This is a genomic window from Bacillus sp. ABA4_010, from assembly GCF_056159105.1.
In genome coordinates this window covers 2758385-2780248 of sequence record NZ_JBSWUN010000003.1, presented here as the reverse complement: position 1 = coordinate 2780248, position 21864 = coordinate 2758385, and the positions used below count along the sequence as shown (strand labels likewise).

General features: G+C 39.3%; 24 protein-coding genes. 20 read left to right on the top strand and 4 right to left on the bottom strand.

What is annotated here, in order from left to right; genetic code table 11:
* The first annotated feature begins 25 nt into the window (after positions 1-25).
* Positions 26-2152, top strand: coding sequence for an RNA degradosome polyphosphate kinase (locus ACXAEO_RS14995; protein WP_474882478.1), 2127 nt, complete (start codon positions 26-28; stop codon positions 2150-2152).
* Between the two features lie 231 nt (positions 2153-2383).
* On the opposite strand, the gene ACXAEO_RS14990 is transcribed toward ACXAEO_RS14995, so the two are convergent.
* Positions 2384-2614 carry a hypothetical protein gene (locus ACXAEO_RS14990; protein ID WP_474882476.1) on the bottom strand — a complete coding sequence of 77 codons (231 nt, stop codon included), beginning with the start codon at positions 2612-2614 and terminating at the stop codon, positions 2384-2386.
* 97 nt (positions 2615-2711) lie between these two features.
* On the opposite strand from ACXAEO_RS14990, the gene ACXAEO_RS14985 reads away from it, so the two are divergent.
* The 3 genes from ACXAEO_RS14985 to ACXAEO_RS14975 all read left to right on the top strand — a co-directional run bounded on the left by ACXAEO_RS14985 (position 2712) and on the right by ACXAEO_RS14975 (position 5249).
* A complete protein-coding gene (locus tag ACXAEO_RS14985) occupies positions 2712-3107 on the top strand; it encodes a fluoride efflux transporter FluC (RefSeq protein ID WP_474882474.1) in 396 nt (131 codons plus the stop codon).
* Positions 3107-3445 carry a fluoride efflux transporter FluC gene (locus tag ACXAEO_RS14980; protein WP_474882471.1) on the top strand — a complete coding sequence of 113 codons (339 nt, stop codon included), beginning with the start codon at positions 3107-3109 and terminating at the stop codon, positions 3443-3445. The genes ACXAEO_RS14985 and ACXAEO_RS14980 overlap by 1 nt, the downstream gene beginning before the upstream one ends.
* A 91-nt stretch (positions 3446-3536) precedes the next feature.
* The gene (locus ACXAEO_RS14975; protein ID WP_474882469.1) at positions 3537-5249 is read left to right on the top strand and encodes a putative bifunctional diguanylate cyclase/phosphodiesterase; all 1713 of its coding nucleotides are present in this window, start codon (positions 3537-3539) and stop codon (positions 5247-5249) included.
* A gap of 67 nt (positions 5250-5316) precedes the next feature.
* Here ACXAEO_RS14975 and ACXAEO_RS14970 read toward each other — a convergent pair whose 3' ends face one another.
* Positions 5317-6189, bottom strand: coding sequence for a metallophosphoesterase (locus ACXAEO_RS14970; RefSeq protein ID WP_474882466.1), 873 nt, complete (start codon positions 6187-6189; stop codon positions 5317-5319).
* Between the two features lie 276 nt (positions 6190-6465).
* On the opposite strand from ACXAEO_RS14970, the gene fadH reads away from it, so the two are divergent.
* The 3 genes from fadH to ACXAEO_RS14955 all read left to right on the top strand — a co-directional run bounded on the left by fadH (position 6466) and on the right by ACXAEO_RS14955 (position 8902).
* Positions 6466-7230 (top strand): 2,4-dienoyl-CoA reductase, encoded by a 765-nt coding sequence (gene fadH, locus ACXAEO_RS14965; protein ID WP_474882464.1) that lies wholly within the window; start codon positions 6466-6468, stop codon positions 7228-7230.
* A gap of 83 nt (positions 7231-7313) precedes the next feature.
* On the top strand, positions 7314-8528 hold the full coding sequence (locus tag ACXAEO_RS14960) for an EAL domain-containing protein (protein ID WP_474882461.1): 1215 nt from the start codon (positions 7314-7316) through the stop codon (positions 8526-8528).
* A gap of 140 nt (positions 8529-8668) precedes the next feature.
* Positions 8669-8902: a hypothetical protein gene (locus ACXAEO_RS14955; protein WP_474882458.1), complete on the top strand. Its 234-nt coding sequence runs from the start codon at positions 8669-8671 to the stop codon at positions 8900-8902.
* Between the two features lie 4 nt (positions 8903-8906).
* On the opposite strand, the gene ACXAEO_RS14950 is transcribed toward ACXAEO_RS14955, so the two are convergent.
* A complete protein-coding gene (locus ACXAEO_RS14950) occupies positions 8907-9149 on the bottom strand; it encodes a glutaredoxin family protein (RefSeq protein WP_474882456.1) in 243 nt (80 codons plus the stop codon).
* A 320-nt stretch (positions 9150-9469) separates the two neighbouring features.
* On the opposite strand from ACXAEO_RS14950, the gene ACXAEO_RS14945 reads away from it, so the two are divergent.
* The 7 genes from ACXAEO_RS14945 to ACXAEO_RS14915 all read left to right on the top strand — a co-directional run bounded on the left by ACXAEO_RS14945 (position 9470) and on the right by ACXAEO_RS14915 (position 14446).
* Positions 9470-9706, top strand: a complete 237-nt coding sequence (locus tag ACXAEO_RS14945; protein WP_028396907.1) for a YkuJ family protein — start codon at positions 9470-9472, stop codon at positions 9704-9706.
* Positions 9707-9936: 230 nt separating this feature from the next.
* Positions 9937-10128 carry an antirepressor AbbA gene (gene abbA, locus ACXAEO_RS14940; protein WP_474882451.1) on the top strand — a complete coding sequence of 64 codons (192 nt, stop codon included), beginning with the start codon at positions 9937-9939 and terminating at the stop codon, positions 10126-10128.
* A gap of 332 nt (positions 10129-10460) precedes the next feature.
* Entirely contained in the window at positions 10461-10910 is a 450-nt protein-coding gene (gene cbpB / locus ACXAEO_RS14935; protein ID WP_474882449.1) for a cyclic-di-AMP-binding protein CbpB, read from the top strand.
* 228 nt (positions 10911-11138) lie between these two features.
* Positions 11139-12017 carry a LysR family transcriptional regulator gene (locus ACXAEO_RS14930; protein WP_474882446.1) on the top strand — a complete coding sequence of 293 codons (879 nt, stop codon included), beginning with the start codon at positions 11139-11141 and terminating at the stop codon, positions 12015-12017.
* Positions 12018-12094: 77 nt separating this feature from the next.
* Positions 12095-12805 carry a 2,3,4,5-tetrahydropyridine-2,6-dicarboxylate N-acetyltransferase gene (gene dapD, locus ACXAEO_RS14925; protein ID WP_474882444.1) on the top strand — a complete coding sequence of 237 codons (711 nt, stop codon included), beginning with the start codon at positions 12095-12097 and terminating at the stop codon, positions 12803-12805.
* A 210-nt stretch (positions 12806-13015) separates the two neighbouring features.
* Positions 13016-14146, top strand: coding sequence for an N-acetyldiaminopimelate deacetylase (locus ACXAEO_RS14920; protein ID WP_474882442.1), 1131 nt, complete (start codon positions 13016-13018; stop codon positions 14144-14146).
* 57 nt (positions 14147-14203) lie between these two features.
* Positions 14204-14446: a YkuS family protein gene (locus tag ACXAEO_RS14915; protein WP_474882439.1), complete on the top strand. Its 243-nt coding sequence runs from the start codon at positions 14204-14206 to the stop codon at positions 14444-14446.
* A 144-nt stretch (positions 14447-14590) separates the two neighbouring features.
* On the opposite strand, the gene ACXAEO_RS14910 is transcribed toward ACXAEO_RS14915, so the two are convergent.
* Positions 14591-15463 (bottom strand): mechanosensitive ion channel family protein, encoded by an 873-nt coding sequence (locus ACXAEO_RS14910; RefSeq protein ID WP_474882437.1) that lies wholly within the window; start codon positions 15461-15463, stop codon positions 14591-14593.
* Positions 15464-15791: 328 nt separating this feature from the next.
* On the opposite strand from ACXAEO_RS14910, the gene ACXAEO_RS14905 reads away from it, so the two are divergent.
* The 6 genes from ACXAEO_RS14905 (at position 15792) to ACXAEO_RS14880 (ending at position 21806) form a co-directional block, all read left to right on the top strand.
* Positions 15792-16334: a peroxiredoxin gene (locus ACXAEO_RS14905; RefSeq protein WP_474882435.1), complete on the top strand. Its 543-nt coding sequence runs from the start codon at positions 15792-15794 to the stop codon at positions 16332-16334.
* A gap of 307 nt (positions 16335-16641) precedes the next feature.
* Positions 16642-17097, top strand: coding sequence for a TlpA family protein disulfide reductase (locus tag ACXAEO_RS14900; RefSeq protein ID WP_474882433.1), 456 nt, complete (start codon positions 16642-16644; stop codon positions 17095-17097).
* Positions 17098-17354: 257 nt separating this feature from the next.
* On the top strand, positions 17355-18251 hold the full coding sequence (gene gnd / locus ACXAEO_RS14895; protein WP_474882430.1) for a phosphogluconate dehydrogenase (NAD(+)-dependent, decarboxylating): 897 nt from the start codon (positions 17355-17357) through the stop codon (positions 18249-18251).
* A 389-nt stretch (positions 18252-18640) separates the two neighbouring features.
* Complete coding sequence (locus ACXAEO_RS14890) at positions 18641-19972, top strand: cytochrome ubiquinol oxidase subunit I (protein WP_474882428.1); 1332 nt, start codon at positions 18641-18643, stop codon at positions 19970-19972.
* A 17-nt stretch (positions 19973-19989) separates the two neighbouring features.
* Positions 19990-21006 (top strand): cytochrome d ubiquinol oxidase subunit II, encoded by a 1017-nt coding sequence (locus ACXAEO_RS14885; RefSeq protein ID WP_474882426.1) that lies wholly within the window; start codon positions 19990-19992, stop codon positions 21004-21006.
* Positions 21007-21146: 140 nt separating this feature from the next.
* Positions 21147-21806 (top strand): potassium channel family protein, encoded by a 660-nt coding sequence (locus ACXAEO_RS14880; protein ID WP_474882424.1) that lies wholly within the window; start codon positions 21147-21149, stop codon positions 21804-21806.
* Positions 21807-21864 lie beyond the last annotated feature (58 nt).

Genomic DNA, 21864 nt, shown 5'->3' with positions numbered 1-21864 from the left:
TAATTCAGTAAGGGTGGACTTAACGATGGAAACAACTACTACACCAATTGAACACAAAAGCTTGGGACATCCCTCATACTACAATAATCGAGAATTAAGCTGGCTTGCATTCAATCAGCGTGTACTGGAAGAGTCGATGGACAACCGGAACCGCTTATTGGAAAGATTCAAATTCTTGGCGATTTTTGCTTCCAATCTAGACGAATTTTTTATGGTGCGGGTCGCTGGATTAAAAGACCAAGTGAAGGCAGGTTTTAATAAACCGGAAAATAAAGCTGGTCTTACCCCGAAAGAACAGCTTTCTCATATTTCCTCGAAAAACCATGTGCTTGTACAACGGCAGTATGAAACGTATAATCAACTCCTTCCTCTTTTGGAAAAAGAGGGTGTATCCATCCTCACTATGCAAGAGATTAAAAAAGAGCAATTAGCATTTTTAGAAACATACTTTGATGAACAAATCTTTCCTGTGTTAACACCAATGGCAGTCGATGCGTACCGACCGTTTCCGATGCTTCTTAATAAAAGTTTAAACTTGGCTATTGTGTTGGAAAATGAATCGTTAGAGGAAGAAGAAATTGGTCGATTTGCTGGCAAGCTGGCGCTTGTGCAAGTGCCTTCCGTTTTAACTCGATATGTTGAACTGCCGAGTAAGGGAGGACACAGATGCTTCGTTTTACTAGAGGATGTTATTTCTTATTTTATCCATAAGCTGTTTAAAGGGTTTGAAGTCAAATCAGTGACTCCTTTTCGGATTACAAGAAATGCCGATATGACGATTCATGAAGAGGGTGCGCGTGATTTACTGAAAGAAATTGAAAAAGAGCTAAAGAAACGAAAATGGGGAGCGGCCGTTCGCTTAGAAATAAAAGGACAGGAATACGATGAGCAACTGCTTCATTATTTGAAGGAAGAGCTCGAAATTCACGAAAAAGATATTTATTGTGTCGATGGTCCTCTTGACTTAACGTGTTTATTCCCATTTTACAAAGCGGTTGAAGCGACGCATGAACATTTAGTTGACGAGACATTAATTCCGCAGCCGCCGAAAGATTTAGGATCAGATGAGGAAGTGTTTGAAAAAGCCTTGCAGGAAGATATCTTACTGCATCATCCGTACGAATCTTTTGAGCCGGTAGTCGATTTTATTTCCGATGCTGCAGATGACCCTGACGTTCTTGCTATTAAACAAACACTCTATCGTGTCAGTGGCGATTCACCTATCATTAAAGCACTAAAACGAGCTGCTGAAAACGGAAAGCAAGTCACAGTGCTTGTAGAGTTAAAAGCGCGTTTTGATGAAGAGAATAATGTTAACTGGGCAAAAGAGCTGGAACAAGAAGGGTGCCATGTAATTTACGGGATGAATTATTTGAAAACACATAGTAAAATTACGCTTGTTGTTCGGAGGAAAAACGGCCGAATTGAGCACTTTGTCCACTTAGGTACTGGAAATTACAATGATGCGACGGCTAAAGTTTATACCGATATGGGGCTTATTACTGCGAATAAAAAAATCGGCATTGATGCCACGAACTTTTTCAATTATTTGAGCGGCTATACAGAAAAACCTTCGTATCATCATTTATCGATTGCTCCATACGATATTCGAAAAGATTTTATCACATTAATTGATGAAGAAATTCATTTCCATAAAAAGCATGGCAATGGTCGCATTATTGCTAAAATGAATTCTCTTACAGATAAACCAATTATTATGAAACTGTATGAAGCATCCAATGCCGGTGTTAAAGTTGACTTAATTATTCGAGGAATTTGCTGCTTGCGCCCAGGTATTAAAGGGGTCAGCGAAAATATTAAAGTGCGGAGTATTGTTGGCCGTTTCCTTGAACACAGCAGAATTTACTATTTCCATCATAATGGAGAAGAAAAACTGTTTTTGTCTTCTGCTGATATGATGACTAGAAACATGGAGAAGCGGGTCGAGATTTTATTCCCAATTTTTGATGGACGATTAAAAAAACGAATCAATAAATGGCTTTCGATTATGCTTGCTGATAATGTAAAATCAAGGGAGCAAGATGAGCATGGAAATTATAACTATGTCATGCGAAAAGAAAATGAACCGATCATTGACAGCCAAATGATTTTGTACGATATGGCTTATCAAGTAAAAGAAGACGAGGAATAACAAGAAGGGCGATAAGTTAAACTGCTTGTTCGCTTATTGTAAAAAAGGACCTGACATGAAAATCCGTGAGACGAAGGATTCCATGTTGGGTCCTTTCTTATCCGTAGTCATTCTTTTTGATCATGAACCATCGTTTCACGATAGATAGGCAGAAGGAACAATTCATTTCTATGTGAGTAGAGACAAGTATGGAAATAGAATGCGTGAAAGCCGAGTTATGAACTTATATGCTTATCTGTAAAATGGCGGGTAATATGGATTATAGCCACCATATGGACCGTAAAATGGCGGTGGAGGCGGTGGAGGACAGCAACCTGGACCATAAAAACCGGGTCTTCCAATAAATGCTCCTGCTGCTAGCCCTCCTAAAAGTCCTCCTGCCAAACCTCCTAAAAACGGAAAGCCGATAAAGCGGTTTTCTGCGTAAGGAGCACCACCGCGATAATAACCGTATGGGTACATAATGAAAAAACCTCCTTGTATATTGTCATAATAGTGTATGGTCATGTTATAAGGAATGAGCATGGCCTATGTACAAAACTGGAAGGAAGTAAGATAAATGAACATAAAAGCAGTTATACTTTCAGCGATTGGAGGCGGAGCAGGCACGTCTCTTCGCTATTTATTGACATTTGTCTTGCCGCAGCATCCCTTCGCTTTTGCCACTTTAGCGGCGAACTTAGGAGGGAGTTTTTTGTTGGCTTTTCTCACTGCGATGTGGACAGGCCGTATGCTGGATGAACGCTTGAAACCACTTCTTGGAACTGGATTTTGTGGAGGGTTTACCACTATGTCTACATTTTCAGGAGAAGTATATCATTCTGCTTCGGTTGGGACAGCACTTGATAGTGCCATCTACCTTTTTTGTTCTTTATTTGGAGGACTAATAATGGGAATGTTAGGTTATGTTGCAGGAGATAGGTTAATGAAGCGGCAGCGGGAAGGTGGAATGTGATGAGTGTCTTATTTGGAGCAGCGTTAGGGGGAGCGATTGGAGCCGCTTGTCGCTATATAGTTAGTGAATGGCTAAAGTCAGCCTTTCAAACATTTGTATGGGGGACTTTAGTCATAAATGTTACAGGTTCTTTTATACTCGGATGGTTCATGGGAGCGCAACTATCAGTAAGTGAATGGTTGACCTTTTTTCTGGCAACTGGATTTTGTGGAGGGTTTACGACTTTTTCTACGTTCATCGTGGAATGTTTGTCATACGGATGGCGAAAGGCTCTTTCTTATATTTTATTGACAATGATTCTTTGTCCGTTGTTTTTCATGGCAGGATATGTGATTTAAGCTTTTCGTAAAAATAAAGAATGATAGTGCCATAGATAAAAGAATATGCTACTATAAGGAAAAGAAGCCGCAATGCAACGGGATGAGGGACATGTATAATTTAAATAGTATTCACGTAAAAGAATTAGAACAGAAGAGTATGATTAAAACGGAACTTATGCAAACCATTTTGAAACATATACACGACCTAGTTTACATTATGGAAGTAGATCACCAACGAAATTTTCGTTATATATTTGTGAATGATGCTGGACGAAAACATGCCAATCTCTTAGAGGAATATGTGGGCAAAACGCTCCATGACGTTCTTCCTAAAGAATTGGCGGATCGTTTGTATATTAGTTATCAACAGGCCGCTATGACGAAAGAAAAAGTCATTTTTCGAGACAAAATCGTTTTACCTGACGAAAGAATCATGTATGGAGAATCGGTTTTGACCCCTGTGTTAAATGAAGAAGAATGCGTCTATGTGGTGAGCATTACACGCGATATTACCGAACAGCTGAACAATGAACGCATTATGAAAGAAATGGCGTTTTATGATTATTTAACAGGTTTGCCCAACCGTAATTTATTAAAAGAGCATGTATCCGAGATGATTAAAAGAGTAACGGAAGAGCAAGCGTCATTTGCTCTGTTATATTTTGACTTGGATCGATTTAAATTTATTAATGATACACTAGGACATGATGTTGGGGATGAATTGCTTAAAGAGGTATCTAATCGTCTTCAAATCATTCTCAATGACCGAACGAAAGCATTTCGTCACGGTGGCGATGAGTTTTTAGTTACGATTGAAGAGACGGAAGAGCATAAGGTGAAGGAAGCTGCTGAGGAAATCTTATCTTTATTTTCAGATATATTTGTCTTTAAAGAGCAAGAGTGCTATATTACACCGAGTATTGGCATTAGTGTATTCCCCAGAGATGGTAATGACTTAGAAACATTAATTAAATGTGCTGATATCGCCCTTTATCGTGTGAAAGAACAAGGAAGAGGGACTTATCAGTTTTATCGACCTGGGATGAAACAGTTTGCTCCTCATTCCATCGGAATTGAAACAAGCCTCCGTAAAGCTGTGAAGCAACAGGAGTTTACATTGTTTTATCAGCCACAAGTTAATTTAGATACGGGACAAGTAGAAAGCTTTGAAGCATTGATTAGGTGGTACCATCCAAAAGAAGGCTATATTTCGCCGGCTGAATTTATTCCAATTGCCGAAGAAACCGGTTTGATTATTCCAATCGGCAATTGGGTTATTGAAGAAGTATGCAGGCAAATTCAGGAATGGAATAAACAAGGCTATGGCTATCATACAGTAGCGGTTAATTTATCGACTAGACAGTTTCAACAGCTTCGCTTAGTAGAGCATATTGAAGATTCTATTACAAAAGCAGGGATTCCAGCTGAATGCTTAGAGATTGAAATTACGGAAGGTGCCCTACACGATTCGCGCGAAACCATTAGAGTGTTGAATGAATTGAAGCGAATAGGTGTCAAAATTGCAGTCGACGATTTTGGGACAGGATATTCTTCGCTAAGTTATTTGAAGAGCTTTCCGCTCGACTCATTAAAAATTGATCAATCATTTATTCGCGACATTTTAATTGAAGAAAAAGATGAAGCCATTACGACAACGATTATTCATTTGGCAAAAAGCTTGTGTTTAAAGGTTGTAGCAGAAGGCGTCGAACAAGAAGAGCAAGTTGCTTTTCTGAAAAATATTGGGTGTGAGAAGGCACAAGGCTTCTTTTTCAGCCGACCGCTTCCAAATGTCGACTTGAAAAAACAGTTTAATCAATAAAAAAACGTCAATGGTCGCTTCTATTATCGAGCGAATCATTGACGTTTTTTAGCTTTAGCAAAAGGTGTCATTCCGCCGTGCTTTTTAAGGTGAAGAGAGTGACTTCCGGCTTTGCGAAAAATCGGAAAGGAAGTCTTGTAGTTCCGAGTCCTCGATTTACATAAAGCTTCATATTTGAGGGGCCTATCGTATACATTCCTTCGCGATAAAGAGTAGAGAGCGGAGGCGTAATCAATGGTCCGTAAAATGGAATTTGAATTTGGCCTCCATGGCTGTGCCCCGACAGCTGCAAGTCTACAGGGAAAAGCGCGAGTTCTTGGGCGACATCAGGTTCATGTACCATCATAATCGAAAAGATATCATCCGATAGTTGGTTAAGGGTATTTCCATAGACTGGCTTGCCAAGCAAGATGTCATCGAGTCCACCGATGGCAATATAACTGTTATCCACTAATCGAATGTGAGCGATCTCGTTCACGAGCAGGGTAAAAGCAGCATCGTGCATAATTTGCTTATATATTTCCGTTCCGTATCCACCGTGGTCGTGATTCCCAAAGATTGAAAATTTCCCAAGTGGCGCCTTAATCTTTTTTAAAATAGGGGCTACTTTGTCAATAGACAAATATTCATTTGGGATATCAATTAAATCACCGGTAAATAAGACGATGTCGGGGTTTAATGTGTTGATGTTCTCTGTCAGTTGCTCAAGCATTGAGAGATCGTAGGAAAGACCTAAATGAGTATCGCTAAATTGCAGAATTTTTGTACCGTGAAAGCTTTTTGGAATGTTTGGAGACATAATGGTTTGTTCCACAATTTCAAGCTGTCGTGGCTCAATGTAGCGTGCGTACACATAGGCAAACCCAGAAGCGAGAGTGGTTCCAGCTGAAAAAGCGACCGCTTTTTTTAAGAACGTGCGCCTTGTATATGTTTCTGTCATAGCAATCAACCTGTTTCTTCTAAATAGTATGTTCGTTTATCCTACATGAACGGATAGTAAGCCTTTCAACTGCTGAAAGGTTTCTTAATTATAGCATTGTTTTCTCTTCTCTCTCAATATACAGGTTGATTCAGAAAATTCGGCATGATTTCCCTTTGGTCATGACAGATTTTCTCGGTCGATTTATATAGATAAAAAAGGTTATTGACTTTATTATGTAAAAAAGGAGTATAATAGATTGAAAAGTTAGAAAATTTATAGACAGGGGGCATGAGAATGAAGGGAAAGGTTGTAGTTATAACTGGCGGCTCAAACGGGATGGGAAAATACATGGCAAAACGCTTTGCAAATGATGGGGCATATGTTGTTATTACCGGAAGAGATGAAGAGCGCCTGCAAGCAGCGAAGGTAGAAATGGAAACGTTTTCAGGTCAAGTTCACACGATGGTCATGGACGTACGAAATCCTGAACTGGCAGATAAAATGGTAAAAGAAGCAGATGAAGTCTACGGTGGCATTGACTTTCTTGTAAATAATGCGGCGGGGAACTTTATTTGTCCTGCCGAAAAGTTGTCTGTGAATGGTTGGAATAGTGTTATTGATATTGTATTGAACGGTACGTTTTATTGTAGCTCCTCAGTAGGAAGGTATTGGATTGAAAAAGGGATAAAAGGTGCCATTACGAATATTGTGGCAACATATGCATGGAATGCAGGGGCAGGGGTCATTCATTCCGCTTCCGCTAAAGCCGGCGTTCTGACGATGACACGCACGTTAGCGGTAGAATGGGGAAGGAAGTATGGAATACGAGTTAACGCAATTGCTCCAGGTCCAATTGAACGTACAGGAGGAGCAGATAAGCTGTGGGAATCACAGCAGGCGGCGGAACGCACTCTTGCTTCTGTTCCACTTGGAAGGCTTGGAACACCAGAAGAAATTGCGGCACTTGCGGCATTTTTATTTTCAGAGGAAGCGGCTTATATTAATGGTGAATGCATTACGATGGACGGAGGGCAGTGGCTTAATCAGCATCCATTCTAATGATAAGCAAATCCTGTCAAACACTAGCGTAATCCTTGTATCCATATTATACTATTTTTAATATATGGAAAGGTGGTGTTCGTATGGATCCATTAGATGTTTTAACAAATTTAGAACAAATCGTCCCATACTATCAACCCATTTTTTCGGCTGATGCTCATCAAATCATCGGATATGAAGTGTTGGCTCGATTTCAAGCAAACGACCAAATAGAAAGTCTCGGCCCGTTTTTTCATGATGATGCGATCCCTGATGAATACCGCATTGAAGTAGATCGGATTGTGCTAATAAAAGCACTAGAATATGTAATGAACGAACATGATGATGACAGTTTTATTTTCATTAATCAAAATGCCAATCTGTTAATGAATGACCGTGGTGCCTCTCTTCTTGAAGTGCTCCGATCATTTGAGGAAAAAGGGCTTTCGCTAAGCCGCATTGTGCTCGAGGTGACGGAACATGATTTCAAAGGAGATATCGACCAATTGCATCATCTGCTGATGTATTATCGTACATATGGAATTAAAGTTGCCGTCGATAATATCGGCAAAGAAAGCAGCAACTTAGACCGCATTGGCTTGCTGTCTCCTGATATTTTAAAAATTGACTTGCATATTTTACGTCAAACAGCAATGCCTCAATCGTTTCAAGATGTTCTTTATTCTATCTCCCTACTTGCCCGGAAAATTGGTGCTACATTGCTGTATGAAGATATTGAGGCTTCCTTTCAGCTACAATATGCTTGGCGTCATGGTGGGCGTTATTTCCAAGGGTTTTATCTACATAAGCCGACAGCTGCTTTCGTTTCGCGTGATTTACTGAAAGATAAACTAAAGGAGCGTTTTCAAAGCTTTATTGCCCATGAAAAAAGAAAGCTGCTTTCTCTTCACAACTTAACCCAAAACTTTCAGACCGAGTTGCAGCAGCTATTGCCAAAATGCAGAAAGCTTCATTCATATGATGAAATGATTGAATTAATTGCCGATACATTGTCTGATGCATGTTTTCGAATTTACATTTGTGATGAAAACGGTTTCCAAAAGTCTGGGAATATTATTCGAAAACAAGAATCATGGGTGTTTGAACCCCAGTATTTGAGTAAAAACTGGAGCTGGCGCCCTTATTTTCTGGAAAATATTTTGCGGATGAGCCACGAGCAAAAAGGGCTTTTATCGGATTTGTACATCGATATTGAAACAGGAGAAAGCATCCGGACGTTTTCTTATCCACTCGATAGTCAGCACTATGTCTTTATTGATTTATCATATGAATTTTTATATGAAAAAGATGCTTTATAGATTATAGGTGTTCATCCAATGTTCCCCCTCCCTTCGTTGCCGTGTTTTTCTAAAATCGTGAAAATTAGTTTTTTCCGCATATGAAAAGAGGAAGAACGGGAAAATAGAAAAAATGGCTGTAAACGAGAGGGAGGATACATATGAACATGATGATGATTTTAAGTGTTCTTGTGTTTGTAATATCGGCAGTTGGATTAATTTATACGTACTTGGTTATGAAAAATCAAAAATATTTGCCAAGCGAGTTGGATACGAAGCTGAATGAACAAGTTCAAGCCCACCCTTACATTCGAAATCCAATTTTTATTGCGTACGTATTAGGAGCTTTAGCGTTTCTTGGAATTATCGGATACATAGCTGCCTTGTATTATTGATCTGTTAGCTTTCAGGTAATTCGAGCAACCGACTTAACGTTTTTAAATCAAAGCCGATTACTAACTCGTCATTCACTTTGACTGTTGGTGTAGAATAAGCTTGAAAGGTGTTTATCATTTTATCCCGAGCTTGCGGGTCTTTAGAAATATCAAATTCTGTATAAGGGATTTGATAATGCTTAAGAAACTCTTTGACAACTTGACAAGGAGGACAAGCCGGCTGAGTATAGACTTCTACTTGTTTCATGTAAAAAAACTCCTTTATATTAAAGATATAGCGCTATCACTCAAAGCATCCAATCAAGCAGGAGATGAGTGCGTTTGTTCTGTTAAAGTATAACATGAAACAAGTGAAAAGCATGACTGTCGTGCTTTCATGCTTAAAAAGGCAAAATATCTTGTGTAATAACGATAAAATGTGACAAACCCCTTGTATTTTTCGTCCCATTACCATATAGTTGTGAATGTGTCTTTTATAATGACAGCAGCAATGTGGATAGAAAGAAAATGTTAGTGAAACCTAAGCATAGATACAATAACTATGCCATGGCTGAAAGGAGTATGGATATGTCACAGTTACAAGGCATTTTAACTCGTCTTATTAATCTCCGTGAGCAAGCAAACGGCGGCGAAGTTCCTCAACGTTTTTTCGAAGTGAATGGGCAACGTATTTGCAGCGTGAAATATCATGCAAAAACGGAAACATATGAGCTTGAGGTTTATCAAGATGGTGAAAAACCTAAATCGTATCAGTTCGACAACATTGATATGATTGCGATCGAAATCTTTGAATTAATCAACTAAAGTCCTGTGCTACATAGGGCTTTTTTTATTGACAATAATACAGTGCTTGAGCGTTTTGATTGTTAATGAAAAGAATATTTTGCTTATAATGATTATAGTGATTTATGGCGAAACATGTAGATTTCATCCTGAAATTGTCGTTCGTCTTTCGTTGACACTCCATGCGAAAGCACCTAAACTAAAAGTAGGCTATTAAAAGCGTATTTGGAGTGAAGTGAGGGATTATGTTGATGAAAAATGGTGTTTCAAATATGCTTTCGATCGAGGAAGCGCAGCTATTGCTGGACTTATTGTTTGAGCAGGAGTATGCATTAGAATTGGTTAGCAGTCACATGTATGACATTGAAACAGGGTTGAAATCGGTTGAATTAACGAAGTATCAGCAAATAGCTTCACTATATAGTCGCCTTAGAGAAATTTAACGTTATACATAATGCGGCAAGCTATTTACGTGAGGAATAGCTTGTTTTTCATTTACAGATTATAAAAAAAGAGACAAATAGAAGAGGAGTGCAAACTTTAGATATTAAAGAGCAACTTCAAGGTTTTTTTGTATATTATATAAATGAGAGCGCTTACATCTAAGCGGGATTACTAGTAAAAAATCCAGAGCTTTTCGTAGGGATGTTTACGAATAAATGCAGGGAATGGCAGTCTATTTGACTAGCCTCAAACAGACTGAATGTTTAATGAGTTAAAACAGTTTTACCGTTTGAGCAACAGAAGTCAAAAAGAGAATTGAGGGGAAATGGAAATGGTCAGTATTTACAGCAGGGCGTTTTCTGCAGCGTCTATTGAAGATTTGCTGATTCCATCTGATAAAGTTGCGCATGTTCAACTTGGGAATAGTTTAGAGCATGCTCTTCTTGTGTTAACGAAGACAGGTTATACGGCTGTTCCTGTATTAGATCCGCGCTTTAAACTGCACGGTTTAATCAGTACGACGATGATTTTAGATTCTATTTTGGGGTTGGAGCGTGTCGAGTTTGAACGTCTTGAGTATATGAAGGTAGAAGAAGTAATGAATCTTGATATTCCGCGTCTTCAGTTGCAGGATAATGTATATAAAGGGCTGAACTTTATGATCAATCACCCGTTTATATGTGTAGAGAATGACGAGCGCGTGTTTGAAGGCATTTTGACCCGCAGAGCGTTTTTACAACGCATCAACGAGCAACTTCGAATTCAAACGAAAGAAAAGTAAACGAGGTTGTTCATCCGTATGTTTATTTGAAATAAGAAGAATACCATAAAAACATCTTGCTAACCTGCAAGATGTTTTTATTTAGTGTGAATTTTATTCATGGCAGTTTGTGCAGTGAGTAAAATTCACAATCACTCGTTTAATTGCATTAGAAAAAAGATTATAATAAGGCAACAAGAGTCGGAAAACTTTTATGATGAACAAATATTTATAGGAGAGAGCGGATGTATGCAATTGATTGAATGTAAAATGTTGGTCGTTTTGGCGGAGGAACTGAATATGCGAAAGGCAGCCGAGCGTTTATTTGTCTCGCAGCCAGCTTTGTCACAGCGGTTACAGACCATTGAAAAAACATGGAATACGCAAATTTTTGTGCGTTCACAAAAAGGGTTGTCATTAACGCCTGCTGGTGAACGGATTATTCAGTTTTCAAAGGAAGTTGTTGAGAAGGAAGAACGAGTAAGAGAAGAATTGGAGGCGCTGGAAACGGAAGTATACGGGACGTTGAAACTTGCGGTGGCCTCGATTATTGGTCAGCATTGGCTTCCCCGTGTATTGAAGCAATTTGTGAAGAAGTATCCTCGGGCGAAAGTTTCACTCGTAACAGGATGGAGCAGTGAAATGGTCAAATACTTGTATGATGATGAAGTTCATCTAGGTATTATTCGGGGAGACACGGATTGGAGAGGTGTGAAGGAGCATATTTTAACAGACACGCTTTACTTAGTTGATACAGAGATTAGCAAGGTAGAGGATGTCTTGGAGAGTGAGAAGCCTTTTATTCAATTTAAAAGTGATTCAACGTACTATCAAGAAATACAAGATTGGTGGCACCGTCAATTTCAAACAACGCCCACAAGGACCATTGTAGTTGATCAAATTGAAACTTGTAAACAAATGGCTTTAAATGGAATTGGATTTGCCATTTTACCGTCCATTGCTATAACGGAACATGATCAAGGCGTCTATAAAATTCCTCTGCTTGATGAACAGAAGCAACCTATTTCGCGAGATACATGGCTTATTGGCTATGAATCGTCATTTCAATTAAAACAAGTGAAAGCCTTTTTAGAGGTTGTAAAAGAATATGGGATCGAAGAACTCTGATGATGATGCTTGTCATCGACAATACATTTTGATACATTAAAGGAATAGAATGTAGCAATTTAAGGAGGACATACATAATGAAAATGATGGATGCAAATGAAATTATCTCATTTATTCAAAACAGTGTGAAAAAAACGCCGGTAAAGGTATATGTAAAAGGGCAAATCGAAGGAATCGATTTCGGTGTAGAATCTAAAACATTTATCACTGGTGACACAGGTGTTGTATTTGGAGAGTGGACAGAAATTGAAGCGGCTCTAAAAGCAAATGAAGAGAAAATCGAAGATTACGTGGTCGAAAACGATCGTCGTAATTCAGCTATTCCTTTATTAGACATGAAAGGAATTAAAGCGCGTATTGAGCCTGGAGCGATTATTCGCGACCAAGTTGAAATTGGCGATAACGCGGTTATTATGATGGGAGCGTCTATTAACATCGGTGCAGTCATCGGTGAAGGAACAATGATTGACATGAATGTAGTACTTGGAGGACGTGCAACAGTAGGGAAGAACTGCCACATTGGAGCAGGGTCCGTACTTGCCGGCGTTATCGAGCCGCCTTCTGCTAAGCCTGTTGTAGTAGAAGATGATGTTGTCATTGGTGCTAATGCGGTTGTATTAGAAGGTGTAACAATAGGGAAAGGTGCGGTTGTGGCAGCCGGTGCGGTCGTGATTGACGATGTAGCGCCATATACAGTAGTAGCAGGCACACCAGCTCGCGTAATTAAAGAAATCGACGAAAAAACAAAAGCAAAAACAGAAATTAAACAAGAGCTTCGCCAACTATAAGAGATAAGAAGGCACACCTGCCTTATTTCTTAATGTCTTATACCAATATGGTCCGATTTTATGAAAATCAGTCTGGTAAAAGTGAAGATAAAATATTCTTTAAAGCCCTGCGCTACAGCAGGGCTTTAAAAATATAGCTTTGTTGCAGGTGACTCCACACGGAACAGAGCTAAAAATACAGGCATGACAATCGGTAAGGGGGAAGAAAAGATGGAACAAGTGCATCCGTTTACGGCCATTCGACGAGAACTTCATAAAATCCCTGAGCTGGGCTTTCAGGAGTTCAAAACACAACGTTTTTTATTAGACTATCTTGAAGCATTACCACAGGAACGTGTAAGCATTAAAACATGGAAAACCGGCATTTTTGTGAGAGTCCATGGTTTGAATCCGACTAAGCTAATAGGCTATCGAACCGATATAGATGGGCTGCCGATTAAAGAAGAAACGAACTATTCGTTTCAGTCCGAGCATGAAGGGCTGATGCATGCATGTGGGCATGATGTTCATATGAGTATCGCTTTAGGGGTGTTGACGCATTTTGTTCATACGCCTGTCAATGACGATTTGCTATTTATTTTCCAACCAGCAGAAGAAGGACCTGGAGGGGCAGAGCCGATGTTGGCGAGTGACATTATGCAAGAGTGGAAACCGGATATGATTATGGCGCTTCATATTGCTCCAGAGTATCCTGTTGGGACAATTGCTGTAAAGGAAGGATTACTATTTGCTAATACATCGGAGCTCTTTATTGACTTGAAGGGTAAAGGGGGGCATGCAGCGTATCCTCATACGACTAATGATATGGTCGTCGCAGCTTGTTCACTTGTTAATCAACTGCAAACAGTTGTGTCAAGAAATGTCGACCCTCTTGATAGTGCAGTTATTACCATTGGGAAAATTACAGGAGGGACGGTTCAAAATATTATTGCCGAACGGGCGAGATTGGAAGGGACCATCCGCACATTATCAGCTGAATCCATGTCCCGTGTGAAAGAACGTATCGAAGCGCTTGTGAAAGGAACGGAAGTTGGCTATCAATGTGAAGCGTACATTGACTATGGCTGCATGTACCACCAAGTGTATAATCATCATGAAATCACGCGTGAGTTCATGAACTTTGTTCAAGGTGAAACAGATGTGAAAGTAATCGAATGTAAAGAAGCAATGACAGGAGAAGATTTTGGGTATATGCTGAGCGAAATACCAGGCTTTATGTTTTGGCTTGGTGTTCAATCTTCTTATGGGCTTCACCATGCAAAACTAGAGCCGGATGAGGGAGCAATTGAAACAGCCATCTCGCTTATTACGCAATATTTAATGAAAAAAGCCAATGAATAAGTAGTATAATTCATCCCTTCCGCGGACACATTAAAAACGTGAGGAGGTGGATGAATTATGGCTAAGATAGGTGTAGAGCAAAATTTAACAGATGTACAGCAAGCACTTCAAGCGAAAGGGTACGAGATTGTACAGCTTCGTCAAGAAAGTGATGCACAAGGTTGCGACTGCTGTGTAGTAACAGGGCAAGATAGTAATATCATGGGTATTTCAAATGCGGTAACAGATGGATCTGTTATTCAAGCGAGCGGTTTAACTGCTGATGAAGTATGCCAAAAGGTCGAAAGTAGACTTCGCTAATAAAGAATGTCGAAAGCTAGATTCAAGTTTTGGCTACATAAAAACAACATAAAAGCCTCCCCTTATCCGCAATTTTATCGGATGTATAAGGGGAGGCTTTTATCATAAGATGATTCCAAATGGATTTATTGGACTACCTCATTTTTACGTGAGGGACTGTGGAGAAGGTTGGCCTTCTTCACCGTTTTTATGAATGAGCACTTGATGAGGAAATGGAATTTCAATGCCATTTGCATCAAGTGCTTCTTTCAAGGCTTTCCGCAACTTGCGCTCTACAGCCCATTGTTCGCCGTTTTTCGTTTTTCCAATAATTCGAATGACGACATCTGATGCCCCTAAAGTTTGTACACCAAGAACATTTGGCCCTTCCACGATATTGTCATCTTCCGTTGCAACGCGATCGCAGACGGTTTGTAAAATGTCAATGGCTTTATCAATATCATCATCATATGAAATGCCAATATCAACAAGCGCTCTCATATTCCCTCTTGAATGATTACTTAAGCTTGTAATTTCGCGGTTTGGGACATAGTGTAGGGTACCGTCAAATCCACGAATTTGCGTTGTGCGCAACCCAACCGATTCGACAACACCAGAAAAGCCGCCTGTGGTGACGTAGTCCCCTACATCAATTTGTTTTTCTAAAAGCAAGAAAAAACCGGTGACCACATCACTGACGAGTCCCTGTGCGCCGAAACCAATCGCTAAGCCGATTACTCCTGCACCAGCGAGAAGAGCCGTTGCATCAACTCCAAATAACTCAAAGACCATAACAATAAAAATAAAGACAAGTGTATAAGAAAAAACATTGGCCATTAAACTTTTGAGGGTAAGAGCCCGCCCTCTAGAGACATGGTCTTTTTCGGCAATGCGGTCAAATGACCGATTGATGATTTTTTGCCCAATTGTTTTAATAAGCAAAAAAGCAAGAAACAAGACACCAAGCTTTAAGAAAATAATGCCGGCATCTGTTGCTAGCTTCTCCCAATTCACCTTTTGTACATCAAGTTCAAACATCTAACCATCCTTTCAAAAACTTGCTCTTTTTAAGAGCACATTAGTGTATACCCTTTTTTAGACATGTTAAACTACTTATAGAAAGAGATTTTCAACTGATTCTTTTGATTACTCATCTGTTATTATGGGTATACCATCTATGTAAGCATAACATCTACGAAATGAGTTTGAAAAGGGCTAGCCTTTTTATGTCTATTTAAATTGATTATCAGTTAATATTGACTGAAAATATTGACTCTACTATAATCAATTACGTGAATAAGAATAGATATTGAGAATTCAGACTACATATTCTCATTTAAAAAAAGAATTTTGGAGGGTTTAAACGATGGCTGAACGTATGGTAGGTAAGCAAGCACCACGGTTTGAAATGGAAGCTGTATTAGCGAACAAAGAGTTTGGTAAAGTAAGCTTAGAAGAAAACATGAAAAACGATAAGTGGACTGTGCTCTTTTTCTATCCAATGGATTTCACTTTCGTATGCCCAACAGAGATTACCGCATTATCGGATCGTTATGATGAGTTTGAAGACTTAGATGCAGAAGTAATCGGGGTGTCTACCGATACAATCCATACGCATTTAGCATGGATTAAAACTGACCGTAAAGATAACGGATTAGGGGACCTTAAATATCCATTAGCGGCTGATACAAACCACGTTGTGTCTCGTGAGTATGGTGTTTTAATTGAAGAAGAAGGAATCGCGCTACGTGGGTTATTCATCATCAGCCCAGAAGGTGAATTAATGTACTCTGTTGTGAACCATAACAATATTGGCCGTGATGTAGATGAAACATTGCGTGTTCTTCAGGCACTACAAACTGGCGGGTTATGCCCAGCTAACTGGAAGCCTGGACAAGCAACTTTATAATAAATTGTCATACGACAATAAAAAAAGGGCTGTCTGGAAAGAGAAAACTTCCCTCTTTTTAGACAGCCCCTCAAAATGGACCGTTACGAAAACCAAGGGATACTAAAGGTTTTGATAAACGGTCCATTTTGTATAAAACAGAAAAACAGCTATTTTCTGAAGGGTTTGAGGTTTAGTGGATAGCTTTTTTTACGTATTGAAAGGCTTTCGGGGTCATGTATGGATACAGCACAGCATATCTCATTTCTGAAATTCGTAAAATAGTTATACGACTGAAAATAAGGTAAACGCTAGGAGGAATTGTCTTATGAAGTTACGTGAGCAGATGCCTGAGCTAACCGGTGCAACCGAATGGTTAAATGGACAGGTTACAAAAGAAGAGCTTATTGGCGAAAAGCCGACACTGATTCATTTTTGGTCTATCAGCTGCCATTTATGTAAAGAGGCGATGCCTCAAGTCAATGAATTTCGTGATCAGTATAAAGATCAGTTAAATGTGGTGGCTGTTCATATGCCTCGTTCTGAAAGTGATTTAAACCTCGATGAAATTAAAAAAGTGGCAAAAGAACACGATATCGTTCAGCCAATTTTTATTGACAGCGATCATAAGCTGACAGATTCATTTGAGAACCAATATGTACCTGCGTATTATGTATTTGACAAAACGGGGCAGCTACGTCATTTTCAAGCAGGCGGAAGCGGCATGAAAATGTTAGAAAAACGTGTAAATCGTGTGTTGTCAGAAACAGAAACGTCTGAATAACAAAAAGTGAATTTGTTGATGTGAATACGCTATAGAGAGCCAGCTCTCTATAGCGTATTTTTTTGTGTTGGAGGAATGGATATTGTTCGCAAAACAACTCTGTAACGAGAACGGTTTGTTTGTCCTTTATTCTTTTGGAATAATGAGACTTTTAAAAAAGTCGGCGAAACACGTTTTTTGTCGAAGGATTTATTATATAATATAAACTAGACGCTTTTTAAAGTGTCTTACATAAGATTTGGAGGTTTTTTTGTAATATGAAGTTAGGTATGATTGGCTTAGGCAAAATGGGGGCAAACCTCGTATTAAATTTATTAGACCACCAACATTCTGTTGTGGCTTATGATGTAAACGAAGAAGCAGTGCAAGCTTCGGCAAAACAAGGAGCTTCTCCGGCATCATCCATCACAGATTTAGTATCTCAGCTGGAGAAACCGAGAATCGTTTGGTCAATGGTACCTGCTGGTGAATTAACGGAGAACGTCATCAGTGAGCTAAAAGAGTTATTAGAAGAAGGAGATATTATTATTGAAGGAGGAAACTCCCAATATAAAGACTCTGTTCGTCGAGCACAGGAAGCAGCGGAAAAAGGAATTTATTACTTTGATGTTGGAACAAGCGGTGGCATGGAAGGTGCTCGCAACGGGGCATGTATGATGATTGGCGGAGACAAGGAAGTATTTGCGACAATTGAACCGCTTTTTAAAGATATTAATGTAGAAAACGGTTATTTATATTCTGGTAAAGCAGGCAGCGGACACTTTTTGAAGATGGTTCATAACGGCATTGAATACGGAATGATGCAAGCGATTGCCGAAGGTTTTGAAGTATTGGAAAAAAGTGATTTTGACTACGATTATGAAGCGGTAGCACGTGTATGGAACAATGGATCGGTTATCCGCTCATGGTTAATTGAATTAACAGAACGAGCTTTTTCAAAGGATGCGAATCTTGATGCAATTAAAGGTGTTATGCATTCTTCTGGAGAAGGAAAATGGACGGTTGAGACTGCGCTTGACCTTCAAGTACCAACACCTGTTATTACGCTATCATTATTGATGCGTTACCGTTCTTTACAGGAAGATACATTTACAGGAAAAGTGGTGGCTGCCCTTCGCAATGAATTTGGCGGCCATGCAGTGGAAAAGAAGTAATGGGATAAAGTTGTTTAACAGAAACGCGTCAGTCATTAGAGAATCTCTCTGATGACTGACGCGTTTTTTTATTAAAAGATGCAAAGAAATAGATTTAAAATGTTGGTGATAAAGGTACAGGCAGCCAAATAAGATAAGAAAGAAAGCGAATGAAAGGAGAATATGATGGAAGGGGATTCGTGCTTATTTCAGATAGATGTCAACAAAAATTTTGTCATGTGAGTACGAGCCTTAATACACTATGTGAAGGTAATCACATGATTTGTTCAAATAAGCAGCAAAAATAAGTTTGAAATGATGAATAAAGTGAAAATAGATTATATACCCAGAAAGTAAGCGTATGCTGCACGAGGACGGAAATCTTATGCTAATAAAGGGGTGAGTAGAACATGGAGTTTGATAGCGTATTGCTCAGTCGAATGTTGACAACGGCTACATTAGTATTTCATATTATTTTTGCGACTATCGGTGTGGGTGTCCCCATTATGATTTCACTAGCAGAATTTATAGGTATTAAACGAAACGATCCGCATTATATGCTGCTGGCACGGAGATGGACAAGAGGATTTACTATTACAGTGGCAGTTGGTGTTGTAACAGGAACATGTATTGGGTTACAATTATCGCTTTTATGGCCAAATTTTATGCGAATTGCCGGTCAGGCCATTGCGCTGCCGTTATTTATGGAAACATTTGCGTTCTTTTTTGAGGCAATCTTTCTAGGAATATATTTATATACATGGGATCGCTTTCGAAAGCCTATTTATCATTGGCTGTTGTCACTTCCCGTGATTATGGGTTCATCTCTGTCTGCCTTTTTTATTACAGCAGTCAATGCCTTTATGAATACACCACAAGGGTTTGAAATTGTGAATGGAGTAATTCGAACAGTGGATCCGATTCAAGCGATGTTTAACCCTGCTACGGGTCCGAAAACGTTTCATGTGTTAGCAACGGCATATTTAACTTCTGCTTTTTTATTAGCGATGATAGCTGCTTTTCAAATGCTTCGTGGAAGGGTGACTGCTTATACGAAAAAAGCGCTCTCTCTCACAGTGACTTCTGCCTTTGTTTTCGCCATTCTGACAGGTATTGCAGGGGATTTGTCCGCGAAATTTTTAGCGCAATATCAACCAGAAAAACTAGCGGCACTTGAATGGCATTTTGAGACGGAAAAAGGGGCTGACCTTATTTTATTCGGAAAACTTGACGAGCAAACACAAACAGTGACTTCTGCCATACACTTGCCAAAAATGCTCAGTTTTTTAGCTTTTAATGATTTGGAAGCGCCAGTGACGGGGTTAAATGATTTTCCAAAGGATGAAATCCCGCCGTTATATATTCATTATTTGTTTGATTTAAAAGTGTCTTTTGCAGCATTCATGACTTTGACCGCGTCATTGTTTGTCTTATGTTCAAGATGGAAAAAGAAATGGATGCATCACAGATGGCTTCTGAGAGCAATTGTTTTATGCGGTCCATTGGCAATGATTTCTATTGAGTTAGGATGGATTTTAGCCGAGGTAGGAAGGCAACCGTGGATTTTAAGAGGTTATATGAAGGTTTCAGAAGCAGCAACAACTTCAAACGGTGTGGGAGCTATGCTCATGATGTTTTTAGCGTTGTACGTAGTATTAGGTGTAATATGCACAACGGTTCTTCGAAAAATGTTTATAAACAATCCAGCGGAAGCCGAGCTTGAATATCGCTTTAAAGATTGATAAAGGAGGGAGAGGGGATGGACATTCAGCTCGTAGGGATTACCGTGTTATGGGCGTTTTTATATGGATATTTAATTGTAGCTTCCATTGATTTTGGAGCCGGTTTTTTTGCCTATTACGGAAAAGTGACGAAGCAGGATCATATTATTAATCAGCTCATTAGTCGGTATTTATCTCCAGTCTGGGAAGTAACAAACGTGTTTTTTGTCTTTTTCTTTGTTGGAATTGTCGGCTTCTTTCCAGATACGGCTTACTATTATGGGACCGCCTTACTCATTCCGGGCAGTATCTCGCTAGTGCTCATTGCGATACGTGGCTCATTTTACGCATTTGGAAATTATGGCTCAAAAGATAACCACCTTTATTTGTTCTTGTACGGGGCGACTGGTTTGTTAATACCGGCTTCCTTATCGACAGCGCTCACGATCTCAGAAGGAGGATTTATTGAGAAGCGAGGAGAACGCATTGTATTTTTAGCAGGAGAACTATTAACGAGCCTGTATTCATGGAGTGTCGTCATTTTGGCGATTGTGTCTGTTTTGTTTATCAGTGCCAGTTTTTTAACGTATTATGCAGCCCGTGCCGATGATAGTAAAGCTTTAGATATTTTACGGCGTTTTGCGCTCTTTTGGAGCCCCCCAACAATTTTAGCGAGCTTTTTAGTGTTTGTTTCACTCCGGCAGCACAATATGGCTCATTTTGATAAAATTGTGGAAAAATATTGGTGGATGTTTCTTTTATCCCTCATTTGTTTTTTAGTTGCTTCCACGTTAATTTGGATGGGGAAGCGCTATGGAACCGCTTTTATCTTTGTTATGTTTCAGTTTTTCTTTGCCTTTTTCGGCTATGGCGCTTCGCATTTGCCCTATATTTTAGATCCGTACATTACGGTTTACGGCAGTTATACGAATGAAACGATGGGACTTACCTTAGTTATTGTCTTTATATTAGGATTTCTCTTGTTGATTCCGTCTTTAATTTTACTAATGCGTTTATTTTTGTTTGATGCGGATTATGTGAAAGGAAACAAATAAAGGGGAGAGCTGTTGTAGCATGTTTATACAAGCTTTGGCAGCGCCCTCTTTTTGTTTTTTCTTGTCATTGTTTTAACATGTGATAAAATCATTCTATTGGCTGTTACATATTGAATCTGGTGATTATTGGAGGAATCTTTGTGAAAAAAGAGTTTGCCGTTATCGGGTTAGGACGCTTCGGTGGGAGTATCTGTAAAACATTAAGTGAGCAAGGAATGGAAGTTCTTGCGATTGATATGGATGAAGACAAAGTAAATGAATTTGCTAATATTGCTTCTCATGCAGTCGTAGGGGATTCAACCGACGAAACGGTGTTGAAAAGCCTTGGAATTCGCAATTTTGATCATGTCATTGTCGCGATTGGTGATAATATTCAAGCGAGCATTTTGACAACACTTATGCTGAAAGAGCTTGGTGTAGGACATATCACGGTGAAAGCGCAAAATGATTATCATGAAAAAGTATTAACGAAAATTGGAGCTAATCAAATTGTCCATCCTGAACGGGATATGGGAAAACGAATTGCGACAAGTATTGTGTCTAACAACGTCCTTGATTATTTAGAACTTTCGGACGAACATAGCATTGTAGAAATTGTTGCTAACAACAGAGTAGATGGCCATTCCCTTATTGATTTGGACATTCGTGCCAAATACGGAATTAACATTGTCGCGATCAAAAGAGGGAAAGATATTATCGTTTCTCCGCAAGCTTCTGAAGTTATTCGAGAAAAAGACATTTTAATTGTTATCGGAGCGGATGTTGATATTAATCGCTTCGAGAAAAAAGTAGTAGGATAAGGGGGGGCGCAAAGCGTTCTCTTATTTTTATCCTATCAAAAAGACGGGTCCCTAAAAT